This window comes from Archangium sp. Cb G35 (assembly GCF_001896145.1).
GTDB lineage: Bacteria > Myxococcota > Myxococcia > Myxococcales > Myxococcaceae > Archangium > Archangium violaceum.
This window is the reverse complement of sequence record NZ_MPOI01000002.1, coordinates 409,933-428,109: the sequence shown is the minus strand read 5'-3', so window position 1 is coordinate 428,109 and position 18,177 is coordinate 409,933. Positions and strand designations below refer to the sequence as shown.

The following is an 18,177-nucleotide window of genomic DNA, read 5'->3' as shown; positions in this document are numbered from 1 at the left end:
GTGGGCCACCAGCGGCGGGGGGGAAGGAGACGAGGAGCTCCGCGCTGGGAGGAACCCGATGACGGTGCGGAAGAACGCGGTGGAGCGGCGGCTGGACCTGCTACACGACCAGTGGATGGAGTTCGCCCAACTGCCCGAGGCGCGCCTGCTGCGCTGGTTGGTGGAGCCGGACGAGGTGCGGATGCTGGAGGCCTTCCTGGAGAAGGAGGGCGATGAGCGGATGGGGGAGAGCCCGGACCTCTTCCTGCGCCTGGACGAGCCCTTCGACGAGCCGGAGCGGTACGGGTACGCGCTGCGCGAGGCCCTGGTGCGGATGGAGGAGGAGAGCCGCGCCGGGCTGGAGGAGGAGGGGCTGTCGGGCTGGAAGTGCCCGCCGGTGAGGGAGGGGGGGACGGACGTGGAGGCCTTCCTGGCGGCATGCGACTCGCTGCGCGGCCACTACGAGAGCCTGTGCGAGCACCTGGTGGTGGTGCTGCTGCCGGCGCAAGGGACGGATGCGAGCGCCTGGCTGAAGTGGCTGGGGAGCGCGGTGGAGAAGGCGCGGTCCGCGCACGTGCGCCTGGTGGTGCTGGACGACGTGAGGACGCTGGTGTTGGAGCCGTTGGCGGAGACACGGCCCGGCAAGGTGGTGACGATACCGGCGAAGCTGGAGATGGGACGGGCGCTGGAGGAGCTGTCACAGGAGGCCGGCAACCTGGACAGCCCCGGAGGACAGTTCCGGGAGCTCTTCGTGCGTCTGGGCAACGCGGCGGCGAAGAGGGACGTGGAGAGGGCGCGGACGTTGGGGGCCCAGGCGGTGGCCGTGGCGGCCGGCCAGGGGCTGTACGAGCTGGTGGTGGCGGCGCACTTCGCGGTGGGCGGAGCACTGCTGGGGGCGGGGCGGCCCCGGGAGGCACTCGAGCAGTACCAGCAGGCGGAGGCAGCGGCCGGAGAGTCCGCGGCGAAGGGACAGCCCCAGGGCGCGCAGCTCCGGCTGAGCTCGCGCATGGCGCAGGGAGCCGCGTGGGTGACGGCCCAGGAGTACGCCCAGGCGGCGGCGCTGTACGAGGACACGGTGCCCCTGGCGCGAGAGCTGAAGGACGCGCGCATGGAGCTGGAGTGCTGGCGGATGGCGAGCTGGTGCCGCGAGCTGACGAAGGAGGTGGAACGGGCGTGGGAGCACGGCCAACGCGCGTGGGAGGTGGGCCGGGCCATGGACGCGGGGACGCGGGAGACCTCGACGCTGCCCTACATGGCGGAAGCGCTGGTGCGGCTGAGCCACGAGCGGCAGGGCGCGCAGGCGGCGCGGGCCATGGAGTCGGAGGTGGAGTCGATACTGGGAAGTGATTGGCGGCCGGAGACTCCGGCCGCGGGAGGGCAGCCGCGATGATGCCAGCGGTGAAGCACCTGGACCCGGTGTTGGGCGTGGACATCCACTTCATCATCACCCCGCCCGGGCCGGTGGTGCCCATTCCCCATCCGCATATCGGCATCGTGTTCGACCCGTTCGACTACCTGCCCATCATCGGGGCGACGGTGGTGGTGAACGGACTGCCTCGAGCGCAGGCGGGCACGGGCGGGCGTACGCTGCCTCCGCACTTCCCGATTGGAGGCGTCTTCGCGAAGCCACCGGGCAACGAGAACGAGACGTTCATGGGCAGCTCCACCGTGGTGGTGGAGGACGAGCCCTTCACCTACATGCTGCTGCCGGTGCTCAGCTGCCAGGACATCGGCATGCCCTCGCCGCCGCGCAAGAAGGGGCCGAGCGCGAAGACACTGCAACTGCCCACCTCCATCGCGCTGTCCATTCCCGCGGGGCCGCCCGTCATCGTGGGAGGGCCGCCCACCATCTCCATGTCGGGGCTGATGGGGAAGGTGGCGATGGCGGGCCTGCTGAAGGGGCTGAAGAAGCTGCGCAAGTTGCAGAAGGGCAGCCGGAAGATGAAGGCCCTGTCCCACCGCATCCACCGCAAGGCGGCGCGGGTGATGGACAAGGCGGGGCTGGGCCCTCGCGCCCGAGACAGGGTGCACAAGGCCATCTGCACGCTGACGGGCCACCCGGTGGACGTGGTGACGGGGCGGGTGGTGACGGAGGTGACGGACTGGGAGCTGCCGGGGCCCATTCCGCTGCGCTTCACGCGCCACTACTCCTCCAGCCTGGGGTGGCGGGACACGGGGATGGGGTACGGGTGGAACCACTCGTTGGATCTCGCCGTCTGGGAGGAAGCGGGGCGGGTGGTGTACCGGGCGGAGGATGGGCGGGAGATTGAATTCGACACCACGGGACTTCCCCGGCAGCGGCTGGAGGTGGGGGCGGAGCTGTACGCGCCCATGGACCGGCTGACGCTGCGGCGGGTGGGGGAGCAGCGCTGGGAGGTGGAGTCGGCGGAGGGCCTCACGCACGAGCTGCGGGGAGTGCCCGGAGAGGCGCGGGTGGGGCTGTGCCGGGTGGTGCGCACGCGCAACCGGGCGGGGCACGCGGTGGAGTACGAGTACGACGGACGGGGCCACCTGAGGTGGGTGAGGGACAGCGCGGGCCGGCGGGTGCTCTTCGAGTGCGACGCGTCGGGACACCTCCTGCGGGTGGCGCTGCCGCACCCGAGAGAGCCGGGGCAGATAACGCACAACCACTACGTGTACTCGGAGGCGGGGCACCTGCTGGAGGTGCGGGACGCACTGGGGCAAGCCCTGCGCTACGCCTACGAGGGCGGGCTGCTGGTGAGGGAGACGGACAGGACGGGCCTCTCCTTCCACTTCGAGTACGACGGGCAGGGCCCGGATGCCTGGTGCGTGCGCACGTGGGGGGACGGCGGCATCTTCGACCACCGGCTGCGTTACGACAGGCAGGCACGCGTCACCGAGGTGACGGACTCGCTGGGGCACACCACCACGTACGAGTCGGATGGGCGAGGCGTGGTGGTGAGGGAGGTGGACGCGCTGGGAGGGGAGAAGCGCAAGGAGTACGACGAGGCGCTGCGGCTGGTGTCGGAGACGGACGCGCTGGGCAACACCACCCTCTACGAGTACGACGCACGCGGCAACCGCACGAAGGTGGTGGGGTCGGACGGGGCCTCGATGGCGGCATGTTACAACGCCCACAACCAGCCCGAGGAGGTCACCGACGCCAACGGCGGCACATGGCGCTGGAGCTATGACGTGCGCGGCCAGCTGCTGGAAGAGACTAACCCGTTGCAGGAAACACGGCGCTACGAGTACGCGGGCGGCCTGCGGGTGGCGGAGGAGGGCGCGGGCGGCGAGCGAACGGAGTACAGCTACGACGCGCAGTGCAACCTCATCCGCGTCCGCCTTCCCACGGGGGGACAGGTGCGACTGGAGTACGACCGGCGGGGCCGGACGATCTCCCTGCGAGACGCGCGCGGTGGCGGGCAGCGGGTGCAATACGATCTGCTGGACAGGCCAGTACGGGTGGAGGGACCCGGACGAGAGGTGTGGGAGCGCCGCTACGACGCGGAGGACAACCTTCTCGAAATAAAGGGGCCACTGCGCCAAGTGAGCCTGGGCTACACGGGCTTCCACTGGCCCGCCTTCCGTGAGGAGGCTGGCACCCGCCTGAGCTGGCGCCATGACGCTGAGGGTCGGCTGGTGGAGGTGAAAAACGAAGCGGGCGAGCTGTACCGATTCACGCGGGACGAGCTGGGACGACTGGTGCGCGAGGAGGGCTTCGACGGGGCCGCGTGGCACTACCAGTACGACGCGGCCGGGCGGCTGTCGCAGGTTACCCAACCCAGCGGTCGGACACGGCGGCTCTCCTACGACGAAGCCGGGCGGCTGTCACGGGTGGAGTACGGCGACGGAACCTTCCACGCCTTCCGCTATCGGGCGGACGGGGCCCTGATGGAGGCGGAGAACGAGTCGGGCATGGTGGCCCTGACGAGGGACGCCTTGGGACGGGTAGTGGCTGAGAAGCAAGCGGACGGAGAGGTGACATCGCGCTACTCGCCATCCGGCCACCGCGTGGAGGTCGAGAGCAGCCTGGGCGCGCACCAGAAGCTGTTGAGGGACGGGCTGGGGACGGTGAAGGGGGTGACGTACACCTCCCCTGGCAGGCCGGAGTGGGCGGTCCGCATGGAGCGGGACGCGGGCGGGCTGGAGGTGTCGCGGTGGATGCCGGGCGGGGTGGTGGCCACCTGGAAGCATGACGAGGCTGGCCTCCCCATGGAGCGGCGCACCCTGGTGGGTGGTGGGACGGTGGCCCAACGCACCTGGCGCTGGCGTGCCGAGGGGCAGCTGGCGGCCATGTCGGACGCGGCGCACGGCCACACTGAGTACCTACATGACGCCTGGGGACGGCTGGTGGGAGAGCGGAAGCCCACTGGCAGCCTCCAACACCGAGCCATGGACGCGGTGGGAAACCTCTACCGTCACCCCGGACTGAAGGACAGGCGCTACGGCCCGGGCGGACGCCTGCAGGAAGCGGACGGCACCCGCTACACCCATGACGCCGATGGCAACCTGACGGAGAAGCACACGCCCGAGGGCACCTGGCGCTATGGCTGGAATGGGGCGGGCCTCCTCTCCGAGGTACAGCGGCCGGATGGCCTGCGCGTGCACCTGGAGTATGACGCGCTGGCCCGACGCACGCGGAAGGTGGTGCAGGACAAGGAGGCGGATGGCCGGGCGGCCCCCGCGCGCGAGGTGCGCTTCGTATGGGACGGGCACCTCCCACTGCACGAGGTGACCTCCTCCGAAGACGTCACCACCTGGCTGTTCGAGCCGGAGCGTTTCGCCCCGCTGGCCAGGGAAGACGCCACTGGGCGCTACGCCGTGGTGACGGACCACCTGGGCGCCCCCACCGAGATGTACGACGAGTTGGGGCAGCTCGCTTGGCGGATGCAACTGGACGCCTTCGGCGTGGGCAGGTCCGACGTGGCCCTGAAGCAGTGCCCCTGGCGCTGGCCGGGACAATACGAGGACGAAGAGACGGGCCTCCTCTACAATCGCTTTCGCTACTACGACGCGTACGCCGGGCGTTACATCAGCCAGGATCCGCTGGGGCTGGCCGCCGGGCCCAGTCTCTATGGCTACCCGGAGGATCCCCTCTCCGCCACTGACCCCCTGGGGCTAAGCAAGTCGTGTAATGCTGGCACCGTCAACCGTATCGGTGGGAGTGGGATTGAGAATCTCCGTCTCAAACCGAAGGAAAAGGAGCTGAACCCACCTGGCATTTCGGTGTTGCTGGATACGGATGCGGCCGGAGCCTCTCGTCAAATGATTGAAGCCTTCCCCAAGGCCACGAATCTGCACAAACAGGCACAAGTTGTTGGGCAATCGACTCTTGAACAGATACGGGCTGCGGGCTTCGACGTCATCCCAGATCCAACCAAGAACTTCCCGAATCATGGCCGACTGATTCACCCAGATGGCGTTGCCGGATTCAGCGATAGTAATCTTGGCCGGCTATCACAGGCCTTCAACGATGTGAAGCTCTGAGACCTATGGCTTCGACCCCAGGATTTCGAGGGCTCCTCCGCATTGCACGGGGTGATGTTGTCGGCACTGTCGAGGTGTCGAATCATTCGGGCCTGTACTCCGGCAGCATCGCTCTCTCGATGACCCCAGCGCAAATCATCGTTTTATTCCAGGGCTACGAGGAAATCGTGAGCGGGCAGATGCTGCGATGGCTGTTTCCTTCAATGCGCGCGATCAGGAGCCGTTGCGAATACGCGACCTCCAGATCTATCCGAGCGAAGGAACAGTCAGCTTTCGTCTGCTTGAGTAGACACAATAAACAAGCAACTGAACTCGGGCACACATGAATATCACCGAGGAGAACTCGCAGGTGCTCAATCTCCTCCAGGCGATGATTGGCGCCATTACGCCCAACTTCCGCAGGGTCACCCTGGCGCTGACTTCTCACAACGCCGTTTGCCTTCGTTTCGTTCTCGAGCGAGATGATCCGAACGATCGCGAGGAGGTGGATGACATCGCCTTCGAGTTCCAAGCGCTTCAAACCCAGGGCATCGAGCTCGACGTGAAGGTCATCGTGGACGCTCGGCCCATCCACGAACTCGCGCTTCCGGGACGGCTCGTCTTCGGACGGAAAGAGCAATGACCACAAGACTCAGAGGACAGCTCCGCACCGCAGAGGGTGAGCTCGCCGGCACCGTCGAGGTGTCGGAGCACTCGGGCCTGTACTCCGGCAGCATAGATCTCTCGCGGACTCCATCGCGAATCCTCGAGCTCTTCCGCGACTATGAAGAGCTGGTGAACGGACAGGTGCTGTCCCTGTTGGATGACGCGGACGCCCGCCTGAACGCGCTGGGCATCTCCTTCCACACGGATGACCAGGAGCCGTTGCGGATACACGACCTCCAGGTCTACCCGAGCGATGGAGCCGTCAGCTTCCGCCCGCCCGGGTCCTGACCCCGCGTGAAACCGCCGTCTACCTGCCGCCGCGCTTCTTCACGGCCTTCTTGGGGCGGCACAGCGGATTGGGCTTCTTGTCCACGGAGGCGAGCTGGAACGAGCGCTTGCCATTGCAGGCCACGCGGAACTCGGGGTTCTCCTCCTTGGGCACGCGGAACGTCCTGGCCTTCGCGCCGCGCAGCAACTGGTGCTGCCACCACACCTTCGCCCGGTCCTTCCCATACATGCCCGCGCCGCACTCGATGTACGGCAGACGGCCCAGCACCGGCGTGAAGGACGGCGCATGCACCCCCTCCACGAGCCGGGCGCCGAAGAAGATGCGGCCCTCGTAGCGCACGAAGCCGCAGCCGAGTTCCTCGTACCCCTGCCCATCCCCGCGCGGTACCGCGACGAAGGCGGGCAGTTCCGGGCGCTCGGTGTGGTTGAGGTAGAAGAAGCGCGCGTCCCGCGGCCGGCAATCCGCGTCCACCTCGAAGGTCTCCGCGTCCGCCAGATCCACGCGCGTGAGCACGTCGGCGCGCTGGCCGTTGGCCTCGTCCACCTGGTCCTCCGCGCTCAGCGGCCGGCCCCAGTAGATGCTGGTGGCGTAGCGGAAGTAGCCGCAGCCGATGGGACGGAAGGAGTCCGGCGCGAAGGGCACCGGCGGACGGTTCTTCAACGGGCGCTGCAACAGCAGTGTGCAGCCCCGGCGCACCCGGCGGCCATCCGCGTAGAAGCCCTGCCCGAGCGGCCGGAGCATGCCCTCGCCGACGCCCACCTGCGTGTCGCCACAGTGGGTGACTTCCGGCTCGACGGCTGAAACGGGAGGAGTCAGGGAGGAAGCGGGCACGGGGGCGGCCTCGGCCGGGCTCGCGGTGGACGCGGTGCCGGGCTCCAGAGCGGGCTCCGGAGGGCTCGCGTCCTGGGCGCGCGCGGCCGGGCCCGTGACCAGCGCTCCGAGCAGGAGTGCCAGGGGGGCCCCAAGCCGCTTCGAAAAATACCTCGTGCTTCCCATGGGGGCGCATCATGGCGCGTCTGGGGCCCGGGAGCGAAGAATCCCGTCGTCCGGAAAGCGCCGCCCGGGAGCCCGGAGGGGAGGCGAGCGGGAGCCGGGCTCAGGAGGCGGCGTCGGCCTCGGTGATGACGCGGCCGGGGGCGAAGAGGGCGAGCGACAGGGCGGCGGCGCCAGCGAGGGAAGCGATGACGGCGAAGCGTACGGGGAAGCCGGGGGGAACGAGCTCCAGGGCGGCGAGGGTGAAGGAGCCGCCGAGCATGCGGGTGGCATAGACGGCGCTGGTGACCATGCCGCGTTGCTGCCAGGGGACGCGCGTCTGGGGTCCGAGCAGGGAGGTGGAGGCCGCGGGCCCGAGGCCCAGTCCCATCAGCCCGAGGCTGACGAAGGCGGCGGGGGTGCCCCAGTCCCAGGAGACGGCGAGGGCGAGCAGGCAGGCACCCCCCAGACAGAGGGCGAAACCACCCCCGGCGCTCGCCCGGAGGCCGCCGCGCAGGAAGACACGGACGCCGAAGGTGGAGCCACAAGCCCATCCGCCGAGCAGCGGCACCAGGGCGAGCCCGGCCAGGAGGGGGGTATGGCCCTCGCGCCCGGTCATCCACAGGGGGACGAGGGCGGTGGTGGTGTAGAGCAGGGCGCCGCCGAGCACCCCGCCGAGCACGCCACAGAGGACGGTGCGATCGCGCAGGAGCGCGAGGGGAACGAGCGGGGAGGGAGAGGAGCGCTGCTGGCGCACGACGGTGGCGATTCCCACGCAGGCGGCGAGGGCCAGGGACAGGCGGAGGGTGGAGGAGCCACCGCGCTCGAGGGCGAAGAGGAGCAGTCCGAGGGAGACGCCGGTGAGGGCGGGCCCCCAGACATCGACGCGGGAGGAGGAGCGGGCGGGGTCCCGGTAGGAGGCGTGGAGCAGGGCGAGCGCGATCAGGCCGACAGGGATGTTGACGAGGAAGGCCCAGCGCCACGAGGCGTGCATGACGAGCCAGCCGCCGATGAGGGGCCCGACGACGGTGGCGGCGCCCCAGGCCCCGGTGAAGAGGCCCTGGACGGCGGCGCGCTCGCGCAGGGTGTAGAGGTCGGCGCTGATGGTCATGGTGGTGGGCTGGAGCGCACCGGCGCCGAGCCCCTGCACCACCCGGAAGGCGATGAGGGCGGGGACGGATTGAGCGAAACCGCAGAGGGCCGAGCCGAGGAGGAAGAGGCCCATGCCGGCGGAGAAGACGGGCTTGCGGCCGAGGTGATCGGCGAGCTTGCCGAAGAGGAGGATGCCGAGGGTGGAGGCGAAGAGGTAGGAGGAGAAGACCCAGGAGTAGAGGTGCTGGCCGCCGAGCTCCTGGGTGAGGGTGGGCATGGCGCTGGTGACGACGGTGGCCTCGAAGGCGGAGACGACGAGGCCGAGCAGCACGGCGGTGGTGGCCATGCGCCGGGCGGTGCCGGGGAGGGCGGCGGGCTGAAGCCCGGAGGAGGCGTCCATGGGGAAGGAGTACTCCTCCGGGGAGCATGCGGAAACCGCATCTGGCGCATAGAGTGGATGCGGAGAGCGCATGAATACGGAACAGCTCAGGGCCTTCGTGCAAGTGGCGCGGGAGGGCCGGCTCACGGTGGCGGCGAAGCAGCTCGGGGTGTCACAGCCGGGGCTGTCGAGACAGCTGCAGGCGCTGGAGACGGAGCTGGGGGTGCGGCTGCTGGTGAGGACACCGGGAGGGGCGGTGCTGACGGACGCGGGGGAGCGCTTCCTGCCGTACGCGAGGAGGGCGCTGGAGGCCCTGGCGGCGGGGACGGCGGAGCTGGGAGCGCTGACGACGACACCGAGGGGGACGGTGGCGTTGGGGACGCTGCATTCGGTGGGGACGTACCTGCTGCCGGAGCTGGTGAGGACCTTCAAGGGCCGCTACCCGGAGGTGCTGCCGAGGCTGAGTGAGGGGACGCACGAGGAGCTGGAGGCGCGGGTGGCTCGGGGCGAGCTGGACCTGTGCATCGTGAACCTGCCGATGAGACGGGTGGACCTGGTGGCGCAGAAGCTGTGGGAGGAGGAGTTGGTGCTGGCGGTGCCGAGGGGACATCGGCTGACGAAGCTGAAGAGGCCGGTGGCGCTGGCGGAGGTGGTGGAGGAGCCGCTGGTGGTGATTCCGGGCATGTCGGGCACGCACGCGCTGGAGGCGGCGTGCGAGGCGCGCGGGCTGAAGCCGAGGGTGGCGGTGGAGATGGACAACGCCGAGGGGCTGAGGCGGATGGTGGAGCGGGGCCTGGGGGTGGCGTTGTTACCGGCGCTGATGGCGCGAGACCATGCGTCGCGAGGCTTCGACGTGGTGGAGGTGGAGAAGGGAGGCCCGAGGCGGCAGGTGGCGCTGGTGCACCGGGGCGAGGAGTACCTCACGGCGGCGGCGCGGGCGTTGAAGACCTTCATCGTGGACTCGCTGCGCCGGTCCGGACCGTAATCCCAGACACCATGCCCAGGACGACCCTTCCTCCCGCCGTGACACTCCCCGCCGATGAGGCACGAGCCTGGCTCGTCAGCCACCACGGACTCGCCACGTCCTCCTGGCCCCAGGGCGCCGAGGGCGTGCGCGCGCTGCTGCGCCAGCTGCGCCACATCCAGTTGGATCCGCTCGACGTCATCGGCACCAACGCGGACCTCGTGGCGCTCGCGCGCGTGGACGGCATTTCCAAGGGAGACGTGTACCGCCACCTCTACCCCGGCCACGCCTTCGAGCACTGGGCCAAGGAGCGCTGCATCCTGCCCGCCAGCGCCTTTCCCCACTACCGTGAGCGCTCGCTGGAGACCCCCTGGTGGGGCCTCGCCACACGGCTGAAGCGCCTGCCCGGGAAGGTGCTGGGCGCCGTGCTCGAGGAGCTCGAGGCCCGTGGCCCCCTCACCGCCGCGGAGCTGACCGACCACGGCGCGGTGCAGCCGCTCGACTGGAGCGGGTGGAAGGGCACGGGCAAGGCCTCGTCCATGGCGCTCGAGGTGCTGTGGACGCGCTGTGAGATCGTCGTATGCGGCCGTGGCCCCGGGGGCAAACGCTATGACGTGCCGCACCGGGCCCTCCCCGAGGTGGCGCGAGCCTCCGCCGGCCACACCAGCGACGAGAGCTTCGCGCGATGGGCCCTCCCCGAGCGCGTGGAGGCGGCGGGCCTGCTCTCGCGCGCGAGTGGTCCGCACTGGTCCACCCTGTCTCCGGTGCGCACCTCGCCGCTGCCGGACGTCATGGTGCGCGAGGGCCTGTTGGAAGAGGTGGCACTGCCCGGCTCACCCCGGCGCTACCTGGCTCCCGCGGGCTTCCGGTCGCGGCCCGTGACGGCGCCGGACGAGCGGATGCGGATACTGGGCCCCCTGGATCCCCTGCTGTGGGACCGGGGTCTGGTGAACCAGCTCTTCGGCTTCGAGTACGTGTGGGAGGTGTACAAGCCCGAGGAACAGCGCCGCTGGGGCTGGTACGTGTGCCCGCTGTTGCACCGTGGCCAGCTGGTGGGAAGGCTGGAGGCGCGCGTGCAGGAGGGCGTGCTGCGTGTGGAGAAGTTGTGGAGGGAAAAGGGCGTGAAGCTGGACGACGCGGCACTCGACGAGGCCCTGTCACGTCATGCGCGGGCCTGCGGCGCGGTGAAGGTGCGCCGGCCCCGGTCCCGGGTGGGCTGAGCTACTGGGCCAGGTCCTCCAAGACGTCGGAGAGGGCGGTGGCGTTCAGGGCCCGGTCGAACCAACGGTCGAGAGTGGCCATGTCCGTGCAGGTGAGGATGCGCTGGCGGGCCGCCTCGTCCACGTGCACGCCACGCGCGGTGAGCGTCCGCAGGATGTACTCGGCACGCGCCCGGATCAGTCCCTCCTCACGTCCCGCCTCACGACCCTCCTGCCGGCCCCTGGCCAGACCCTTCTGGACTCCCCGCTCGATCATCTCCTCGGCCCAGCTGCCCATCAGCTCCTCCGCTCGCTGCTCATCCAGCACCGAATTTAACACCCGTCTCGCCGCTGTGTGGACGGCCTCATCCCCCACCCACACCAGATAACGAATAATCACCACCAGGTGCTCGGCACCCTCGGCGTCTGCCTCCACCTGCGCGAAGAGCGCCACCCAATCCGGCAGCTTCCGGGCCAATTCCTGGGTGCGTCCATAGCGCAACACCAGCCACGCCAGTCGGGCCAGCGGCGGACCCGAGCGCGCTCGCAGCGCCTCTTCCCGCTCGGCCGTCAGGTCATCGAGCAGGTACTCGAAGCAAGGTACCAGCGCTCTCCACTCTTCCCCCGGCAGCTCGAAGAGCTCCTCCACCCGGCGTGGCGCCGTCCAGGCTCCGTCCGGCCCGTGGTACATGACGAGCGGGATGAGGACCGGCAACCGCTCGCTCTCCGGGTGTTCCTGTCTCCAGCGCTCCACCTGCCGCACCACGTAGCGCAGCATTCTCAGCGCCATCCACGAATCCACCGAGGACTGGTGCTCCAGCAACACGTACAGCAGCAGGGGCTGTCCCGTGCGCAGGCGTGCCGTGAAGAGCAGATCGCTCTCGGTCTCGCGCAGCTCAGGGTCCACCACGCTGCCTGGCTCCCGCCGCAGGGACGTCCAGTCCACCTCCGAGACGACGTGCGCGGGCAACACGGCGCGCAGTTCCGCGGCGGCCCGCTCGGGGTGGCCGAAAATGTAACGGGCGAGGAGATCATGCGGTCCAGACATGGCCAGCCGCGCTCAAGCATCTGGCGGGCCAAGGGACCGGACGGACCCCTGACGCACCCCGCCAGGGCTCGCCGCGTGAGGAGGACACACCGCCCGCGAAGCCGGGTGGGCCCAGGTCCCTCCCACCTGCTAGGGTTGCCGCCCGCATGTGGCGCACGATGAGTCCGCGGGCAGAGACCCTGTTCGAGGTCGGGAAGTACCGGGTGCGGCGGGTCTCGGAGGAGGACACGCCGATCATCCGCCAGCTGGGCGAGCGCTGCCTGGAGCATCTCGAGCTCCACTACGGCTCTCCGCCCGACCCCGCGCAGATGATTCGCGAGCTCCTCACGGACCTGCCTCCGGGCAAGACGCTCGACGACAAGTTCGGCATGGGCGTCTTCGATGGCTCGGGCCACCTGGTGGGCGCCATCGACGTCATCCGCGACTACCCCGAGCCGCGCGAGTGGTACCTCGGCCTGCTGGTGCTCGACCCGGCTCAGCGCAACCAGGGCCTGGGCACCAGGCTGCTCGACGCGCTGACCCGATGGTTGCTCCTGCGGGACGCCGCGTACCTGCGCCTCGCCGTGTCCGAGCACAACGCCGCGGGCCAGCGCTTCTGGAAGCGCGGCGGCTTCGAGCCCGTCAAACAAGTGCTCGCCGAGTTCGGCAACAAGAAGAGTGTCTTCCACGTCCTGCGCCGCGCCTTGGAGGTGCGATGAAGTGTCCGGAGTGCAAGGGATTGATGGCCGAGCTGTCCTTCGAGGCCCACAATGGAAGGCAGGTGACGCTCGACGTCTGCCACACCTGCCGGGGCCTGTGGTTCGACACCCACGAGAGCCTCCAGCTCTCCGCGACGGGAACCCTGCGCCTCTTCCGCGAGCTGTATGACCGCCGGGGCGAGCGCCCCCCGCCCGGCCGCCGCGTGCTGTCCTGTCCGCGTTGCGACGAGAAGCTGGTGCTGGCGCATGACCTGGCGCACAACAACCGCTTCCAGTACTCGCGCTGCGCCCAGCAGCACGGGCACTTCATCACCTTCTTCCAGTTCCTGCGCGAGAAGGGGATTGCCCGGGATCTCACGCCCCGGGAATTCACCGAGCTGCGCAAGCACGTGGACACACTCCTGTGCTCCGACTGCGGCGAGCCCGTGCGGCTGGCGAACATGACGGCCTGCGCGCGCTGCCAGGCCCCGCTGTCGCTGTTGGATCCCGAGTGCGTGGAGAACACGGTGCGCGGCGCGCAGAAGGCGGACGGCTCGCGCCGGGACGTGGCTCCCGAGGTGGCCGCCCGGCTGCTGATGAACGAGTTGAAGCTCAATGGCTTCCACCGCAAGCCCCTGCCCCGCGACAAGCCCGAGCACCGCTCGAATGCCATTCCCACCGTCACGCTCGAGGCCCCGGATCGGCGCACCTCGGAGCGGGCCAGTGACGCCGTGGACGCCGTGGACCTGATCGACCTGGGCATCGAGCTCGTCGGCGCCGGGCTGCGGGCCCTCAAGCACCTCTTCTAACGAATCTTCCCCTCACCCTGGGTTCCCACGAACATGACGCACCGACCCCCCACGCGGTTTCCGCTCCTGCTGCTGCTCACGCTGACGGCCCTGACCGGCTGCCCCAAACCCCCGACACCCACTCCGGAGCAGAACTACTCCGACGTGCAGTTCGACGTGACGGTTCCGCCCGAAACCCCCGTGAACGCCACGCTCCTGCTCTCGGGCGAGGACGAGACGTTCAAGGGCCCCTCCGGGCAGGGACTGGAACTCGTCTATCAGGGCGGCAACACCTTCACCGTCAAGGCACGGGTGCCCAAGAACCAGCTGCTCGTCTACACCATCCGGATGACCGCGCCGTCCGAGCAGATGGCGATCGACATGCTGGGGAACGCGATGCCCGCGAGGAGGCTCGAGGCGCGCGAGAACGAGGAGAACGTGAGCTTCAGCGTGGAGCGCTGGGGCCAGCCGAGCAGTGGCCTCCAGCCGCGGACCGTCTTCGTGGTCGCGGTGCCAGCGACGACTCCCCCGAGCGATGACATCTACCTGGCCGGTGGCCATGAGCTGCTGGGCGGCTGGAACCCGGCGGGCGCGAAGCTCTACAAGGCGATGAACAGCAGCTACGCCATCGAGCTCGCCTTCCCGCCGGAGACGTCGCTCGAGTACAAGGTGACGCGCGGCTCGTGGGGAACGGTGGAGAAGACCTCCACGGGCGCCGAGCTCCCCAGCAACCGTTTTCACAAAACGGGGAGCGGATTCCAGCGCGTCTCGCTCTCGGTGGGGGCCTGGGCAGACTTCAGCGTGCCGCCCGAGGGGGTGCTCACCGGGAAGATCGAATACCTGCGCGACGTGACGCCCACCAACACGCTGCTGAAGAAGCGCGACATCATCATCTGGCTGCCGCCGGACTACGACGAGAACACCGAGCGCCGCTACCCGGTGCTGTACATGCACGACGGGCAGAACCTGATGGACGCGACCACGGCCTTCGCCGGGGAATGGGGCGTGGACGAGACGGCCCATGAGCTCGTCGGCGACGGGAAGGTGGATGCGCTCATCATCGTGGGCATCTACAACACCGCGGACCGGGGCCCCGAGTACACGCAGGTCCCCGACGACCGCTACCCCGAGGTGGACGGCGCCAACGGCGGCAGGGCGGACGCGTACGGCCAGTTCATCGTCAACGAGCTCAAGCCGATGATCGACGGCAAATACCGCACGAAGCCCGAGGCGGAGTACACGGGCCTGGCCGGCTCGTCCCTGGGCGGCCTGGTGACGATGTACCTGGGCATGAAGCACCCGGACACGTTCACCCGCCTGGGCGTCATTTCTCCCTCGGTGTTCTGGGGGAACAACGACATCGTCACGAAGGTGGAGGCACTGCCCGGGAAGCCGCCGCTGCGCATCTGGGTGGACATCGGCACCGAGGAGGGCAGCAGCAGCCAGGAGACGGTAGAGGACACGCGGCTGCTGCGCGACGCCCTGACGAACAAGGGCTGGGTGCTCGACAGCGACCTGAAGTACACCGAGGTGGAGGACGGCAGGCACAACGAGGCGTCCTGGGCGGCGCGCTTCGGCGGCGTGCTCGAGTACCTGTTCCCCCCGCCTGCTCCCTGAGTTGACTGACGAACAGAAGGCGGCTCCCCCCCGAGAGGAGCCCCACCCACCCCGGTGGAAGGGGGGAGTGGGGTGCTTCTGGTAACATCCGGCTTCGCTGATTGCGGTGTTCACGCGTTGTGCGGGGGGGTCGCTGGCAGTGCCCATCAACACACTGGCTCGCCGCATTCCGGTGCTGCTCGCGGTGGCCGCCCCATTCCTCGTCTGCTGGCTCTTCATCGACGCGTACGTCCTGCCCGCCCACCTCGAGCCGCACGTGCTGCGCCTGAACGGGACGTGGAAGCTCCAGGAAGGCGACGGGGTGGGGTGGGCGGACCCCGCGTATGACGACTCGGGGTGGGGGGAGATCCGCTTTCCCGGGGGCTACTCCGCGCAGGGGTACCGGGCCAGCCGGGCCTGGGCGCGCAAGCGGTTCGAGCTGCCTGCCTCGCTGCACGGAGAACCCCTGCTCCTCACGCTGGGTGGAATGCGGAGCAGCCGTGTGACGCTCTTCGTGAACGGACACGAGGTGGGCCGGACGGACGAGTCCATCCGGGGACTCAAGGGCGAGGTGGATGGGCTGGAGGCCTGGAGGGTGGACAGCCGGGAGCTGCGTCCGGGCTCCAATGTCATCGCCCTCCACTTCGAGTGGACGCTGCCCGGAAGCGATGGCGTGGTGGACGCGCGCATGCTGCTCGGAACGCGGGAGCGGCTGCTGCCGTACTACCTGCGCGCGAGCGACATCCGTCAGTTCTTCCAGAACGGAGCGCTCGCCCTCTTCGCGTTCATGCTGGTGCTGCTGGGCATGTTCATGCACCGGGAGACCGATTCCTCCCGGCGGGCCCTGCAGCGCTCCACCTTCTTCGTGATCGCCGCGGCGGCGCTCTATCTGGGCGCCCGTACCGGGATGCTGCCCCTGAGGCAGTCCTCTCCCCTCACCTTCACGACGCTCTCCGTCACGGTGGTGGGCATCGTCTGGTCGATGATGGAGTTCGCCCAGCACTATTGCCTCGGGCACATCACCCGTATCGGGAAGGTCCACCGGGCCGTCTGCGGAGTGTTCGCGGGCGCCTTCCCCGGGGTGCAGGCATTCGGCCCGCTCGCCGGGCTCACGATGCTCTACCGGCTCTTCGCCCTCTACATCTTCGTGATCGTGCTGTACGTGACGGTGCTGACGGCGGCCACCCTTCATCGCCGCGAGCGCGCGCCGGATCGGGTGTTCGCGGCGGTCATCCTCTGCATGCTCGCCGCTGGCGTCGTGGATCTGCTCACCGACCTCTATGTGTTGCAGGCGCCGCGCCTCTTCGCGCTGGCGATGATCAACCTGGGGCTGTGCGCGGGGATGCTGCTCATCGCGGACTTCATCCAGCTCAGCTACGTCAACGAGACGCTCTCGGCGCACCTGACGAGGACGAACGCGGAGCTCGCGGTGGCGCTGGCGCGCGCGGAGGACGCCGCCCGGCTCAAGAGCGCGTTGCTGACGGAGCGGCTGGCCTCGGTGAGCACCCTGGCCACCGGGGTGGCGCATGAGATCAACAATCCCATGGCCTACGTGACGGCGAATCTGGCGTTCCTCGCCAGGCAGTTGCCGGAGCTGGCGCGCTCGGCGGAAGGCAATCACGCCGTGAATGGCGAGCTGGCCGAGCTGGGACAGGTGGCCGAGGAGAGCCTGGAAGGGGCGCGGCGGGTCAACCAGGTCGTCAAGGAGTTGAAGCTCTTCGCGCGCGGCGGTGGCGGCGACGAGCGGCTGGAAGCGGTCGACGTGCGCGCCGTGGCGAGGCGCTCCTTGAACCTGGCGCTGCACGAGCTGGAGCAACGCGCGCGGATCATCCAGGAGCTGGAGGACGTGCCCCGGGTGCTCGGCAGCGAGTCCCAGCTCGGGCAGGTGTGTCTCAACCTGCTGCTCAACGCCGGGCAGGCGATGACGAAGGAAGACAAGACCCGGAACGAGCTCATCCTGCGCACGCGCCGGCGCGAGGATGGCTGGGTGCTGCTGGAGATCTCGGACACGGGCTGCGGGATTCCACCGGAGGATCAACGCAGACTGTTCGATCCCTTCTTCACCACGAAGCCGGCGGGCGAGGGGATGGGGATGGGGCTCTCCATCTGCCATGGAATCGTCAAGCGGCTGGGAGGGGAGATCCAGGTGGAGAGCGCGGTGGGGAAGGGGAGCGTGTTCCGGGTCGTCCTGCCGTCACACGCCGCCTGAGCCCCGTCCTCCCCACCGTGAATCACCCGGGCTCGGAGCGCTCGGCGAGGGGAGGATCCATGAGGGCGGCGACCTCGGGCGAATAACCCCCGGGCCCCGAGCCATGGGCGATGAGCGGAGGACGCACGGCGAGCCCGCGCTGCCTGTCGCGCACCGCGTGCACGAGGAAACGGGTCGCGGGGGCCTCCACGCGAGCATGAACGAAGCGCAGGGCCACCGGGTACAGCTTCGCGGCCGTGAGCAGTCCAAGAACCTCGGCCACGCGGGCCGCCGGGTACACGAGGCTCACCCGTCCGCCGGGAGCCAGCGCGTGCCGGGCCGCGGCCACCACCGAGGGTGCATCACACGCCAGTTCCTGCTTGGACAGGGCACGCTCCTCATCCGGGCTGCGCACGCCGGCATTCACCGGGCGGAAGGGCGGGTTGGACACCACATGCGCGTACGCTCCCGAGGCGAACAGCGATCGCGCCTCACGCAAATCTCCGAGCACCGGCCGGACCCGTCCCTCGCAGTCATTGAGGGCCACGGCGCGCACCAGGCGGGCATGCACCTCGGGCTGAAGCTCCAGCGCGTCCACCGGCCCGAGGCCGAACTGGCGCACCAGCAGGAAGGACACCACACCACTGCCCGCGCCGAGCTCCAGCAACGGGCCTCCGGCCTCCCCGCCCTCGGTGGCGGCGAAGGCGGCGAGCAGCACGGCATCCAGCGTGAAGCGGTAGCCGCTCCGGCGCTGCAACAACTTCACGCCCGCGGTGCCAATGGAGTCGAGCGTCTCGTCAGTGTCGGACAATGGACCCTCACTCTAGCGGGCTGTTCATGAGCGTGGGGAAGACGCGTTTTTCCACCGGGCCGGGGTTGGCGTCCCGGGAGGAATGCACAGCGTGCGAGC

The 18,177-nt window shown here is 69.3% G+C and carries 14 protein-coding genes; 10 read left to right on the top strand and 4 right to left on the bottom strand.

Features of this window, described 5'->3' with window-relative positions; genetic code table 11:
* Positions 1-58 precede the first annotated feature (58 nt).
* From BO221_RS08085 to BO221_RS08070, 4 genes are all read left to right on the top strand, one after another.
* The gene (locus BO221_RS08085) at positions 59-1,369 is read left to right on the top strand and encodes a hypothetical protein (protein ID WP_073559812.1); all 1,311 of its coding nucleotides are present in this window, start codon (positions 59-61) and stop codon (positions 1,367-1,369) included.
* Entirely contained in the window at positions 1,366-5,430 is a 4,065-nt protein-coding gene (locus tag BO221_RS08080; RefSeq protein ID WP_255408442.1) for a DUF6531 domain-containing protein, read from the top strand. Before BO221_RS08085 ends, BO221_RS08080 begins: the two co-directional genes overlap by 4 nt.
* A 322-nt stretch (positions 5,431-5,752) precedes the next feature.
* On the top strand, positions 5,753-6,052 hold the full coding sequence (locus BO221_RS08075; RefSeq protein WP_083680849.1) for a hypothetical protein: 300 nt from the start codon (positions 5,753-5,755) through the stop codon (positions 6,050-6,052).
* On the top strand, positions 6,049-6,363 hold the full coding sequence (locus BO221_RS08070) for a hypothetical protein (protein WP_073559811.1): 315 nt from the start codon (positions 6,049-6,051) through the stop codon (positions 6,361-6,363). The genes BO221_RS08075 and BO221_RS08070 overlap by 4 nt, the downstream gene beginning before the upstream one ends.
* A 19-nt stretch (positions 6,364-6,382) precedes the next feature.
* On the opposite strand, the gene BO221_RS08065 is transcribed toward BO221_RS08070, so the two are convergent.
* Both BO221_RS08065 and BO221_RS08060 read right to left on the bottom strand, forming a co-directional pair.
* A complete protein-coding gene (locus BO221_RS08065) occupies positions 6,383-7,360 on the bottom strand; it encodes a hypothetical protein (RefSeq protein ID WP_073559810.1) in 978 nt (325 codons plus the stop codon).
* Positions 7,361-7,460: 100 nt separating this feature from the next.
* A complete protein-coding gene (locus tag BO221_RS08060; protein ID WP_073559809.1) occupies positions 7,461-8,828 on the bottom strand; it encodes an MFS transporter in 1,368 nt (455 codons plus the stop codon).
* Between the two features lie 70 nt (positions 8,829-8,898).
* Between BO221_RS08060 and BO221_RS08055 the strand changes: the two genes are divergently transcribed.
* Complete coding sequence (locus tag BO221_RS08055) at positions 8,899-9,792, top strand: LysR family transcriptional regulator (protein ID WP_073559808.1); 894 nt, start codon at positions 8,899-8,901, stop codon at positions 9,790-9,792.
* A gap of 11 nt (positions 9,793-9,803) precedes the next feature.
* Entirely contained in the window at positions 9,804-10,991 is a 1,188-nt protein-coding gene (locus BO221_RS08050) for a winged helix-turn-helix domain-containing protein (protein WP_073559807.1), read from the top strand.
* 1 nt (position 10,992) lies between these two features.
* Here the strand turns inward: BO221_RS08050 and BO221_RS08045 are convergent, their stop codons facing one another.
* The gene (locus BO221_RS08045; protein ID WP_073559806.1) at positions 10,993-12,018 is read right to left on the bottom strand and encodes an Rpn family recombination-promoting nuclease/putative transposase; all 1,026 of its coding nucleotides are present in this window, start codon (positions 12,016-12,018) and stop codon (positions 10,993-10,995) included.
* A 158-nt stretch (positions 12,019-12,176) separates the two neighbouring features.
* Here BO221_RS08045 and BO221_RS08040 point away from each other — a divergent pair, with 158 nt between their 5' ends.
* The 4 genes from BO221_RS08040 (at position 12,177) to BO221_RS08025 (ending at position 17,288) form a co-directional block, all read left to right on the top strand.
* The gene (locus BO221_RS08040; RefSeq protein ID WP_073559805.1) at positions 12,177-12,716 is read left to right on the top strand and encodes a GNAT family N-acetyltransferase; all 540 of its coding nucleotides are present in this window, start codon (positions 12,177-12,179) and stop codon (positions 12,714-12,716) included.
* The gene (locus BO221_RS08035) at positions 12,713-13,504 is read left to right on the top strand and encodes a zf-TFIIB domain-containing protein (RefSeq protein WP_073559804.1); all 792 of its coding nucleotides are present in this window, start codon (positions 12,713-12,715) and stop codon (positions 13,502-13,504) included. Before BO221_RS08040 ends, BO221_RS08035 begins: the two co-directional genes overlap by 4 nt.
* Before the next feature lie 33 nt (positions 13,505-13,537).
* Positions 13,538-15,100 carry an alpha/beta hydrolase-fold protein gene (locus BO221_RS08030; protein WP_073559803.1) on the top strand — a complete coding sequence of 521 codons (1,563 nt, stop codon included), beginning with the start codon at positions 13,538-13,540 and terminating at the stop codon, positions 15,098-15,100.
* A 139-nt stretch (positions 15,101-15,239) separates the two neighbouring features.
* Positions 15,240-17,288, top strand: a complete 2,049-nt coding sequence (locus BO221_RS08025) for a sensor histidine kinase (protein ID WP_073559802.1) — start codon at positions 15,240-15,242, stop codon at positions 17,286-17,288.
* A gap of 22 nt (positions 17,289-17,310) precedes the next feature.
* Here the strand turns inward: BO221_RS08025 and BO221_RS08020 are convergent, their stop codons facing one another.
* Complete coding sequence (locus tag BO221_RS08020) at positions 17,311-18,078, bottom strand: tRNA1(Val) (adenine(37)-N6)-methyltransferase (protein ID WP_073559801.1); 768 nt, start codon at positions 18,076-18,078, stop codon at positions 17,311-17,313.
* Positions 18,079-18,177 lie beyond the last annotated feature (99 nt).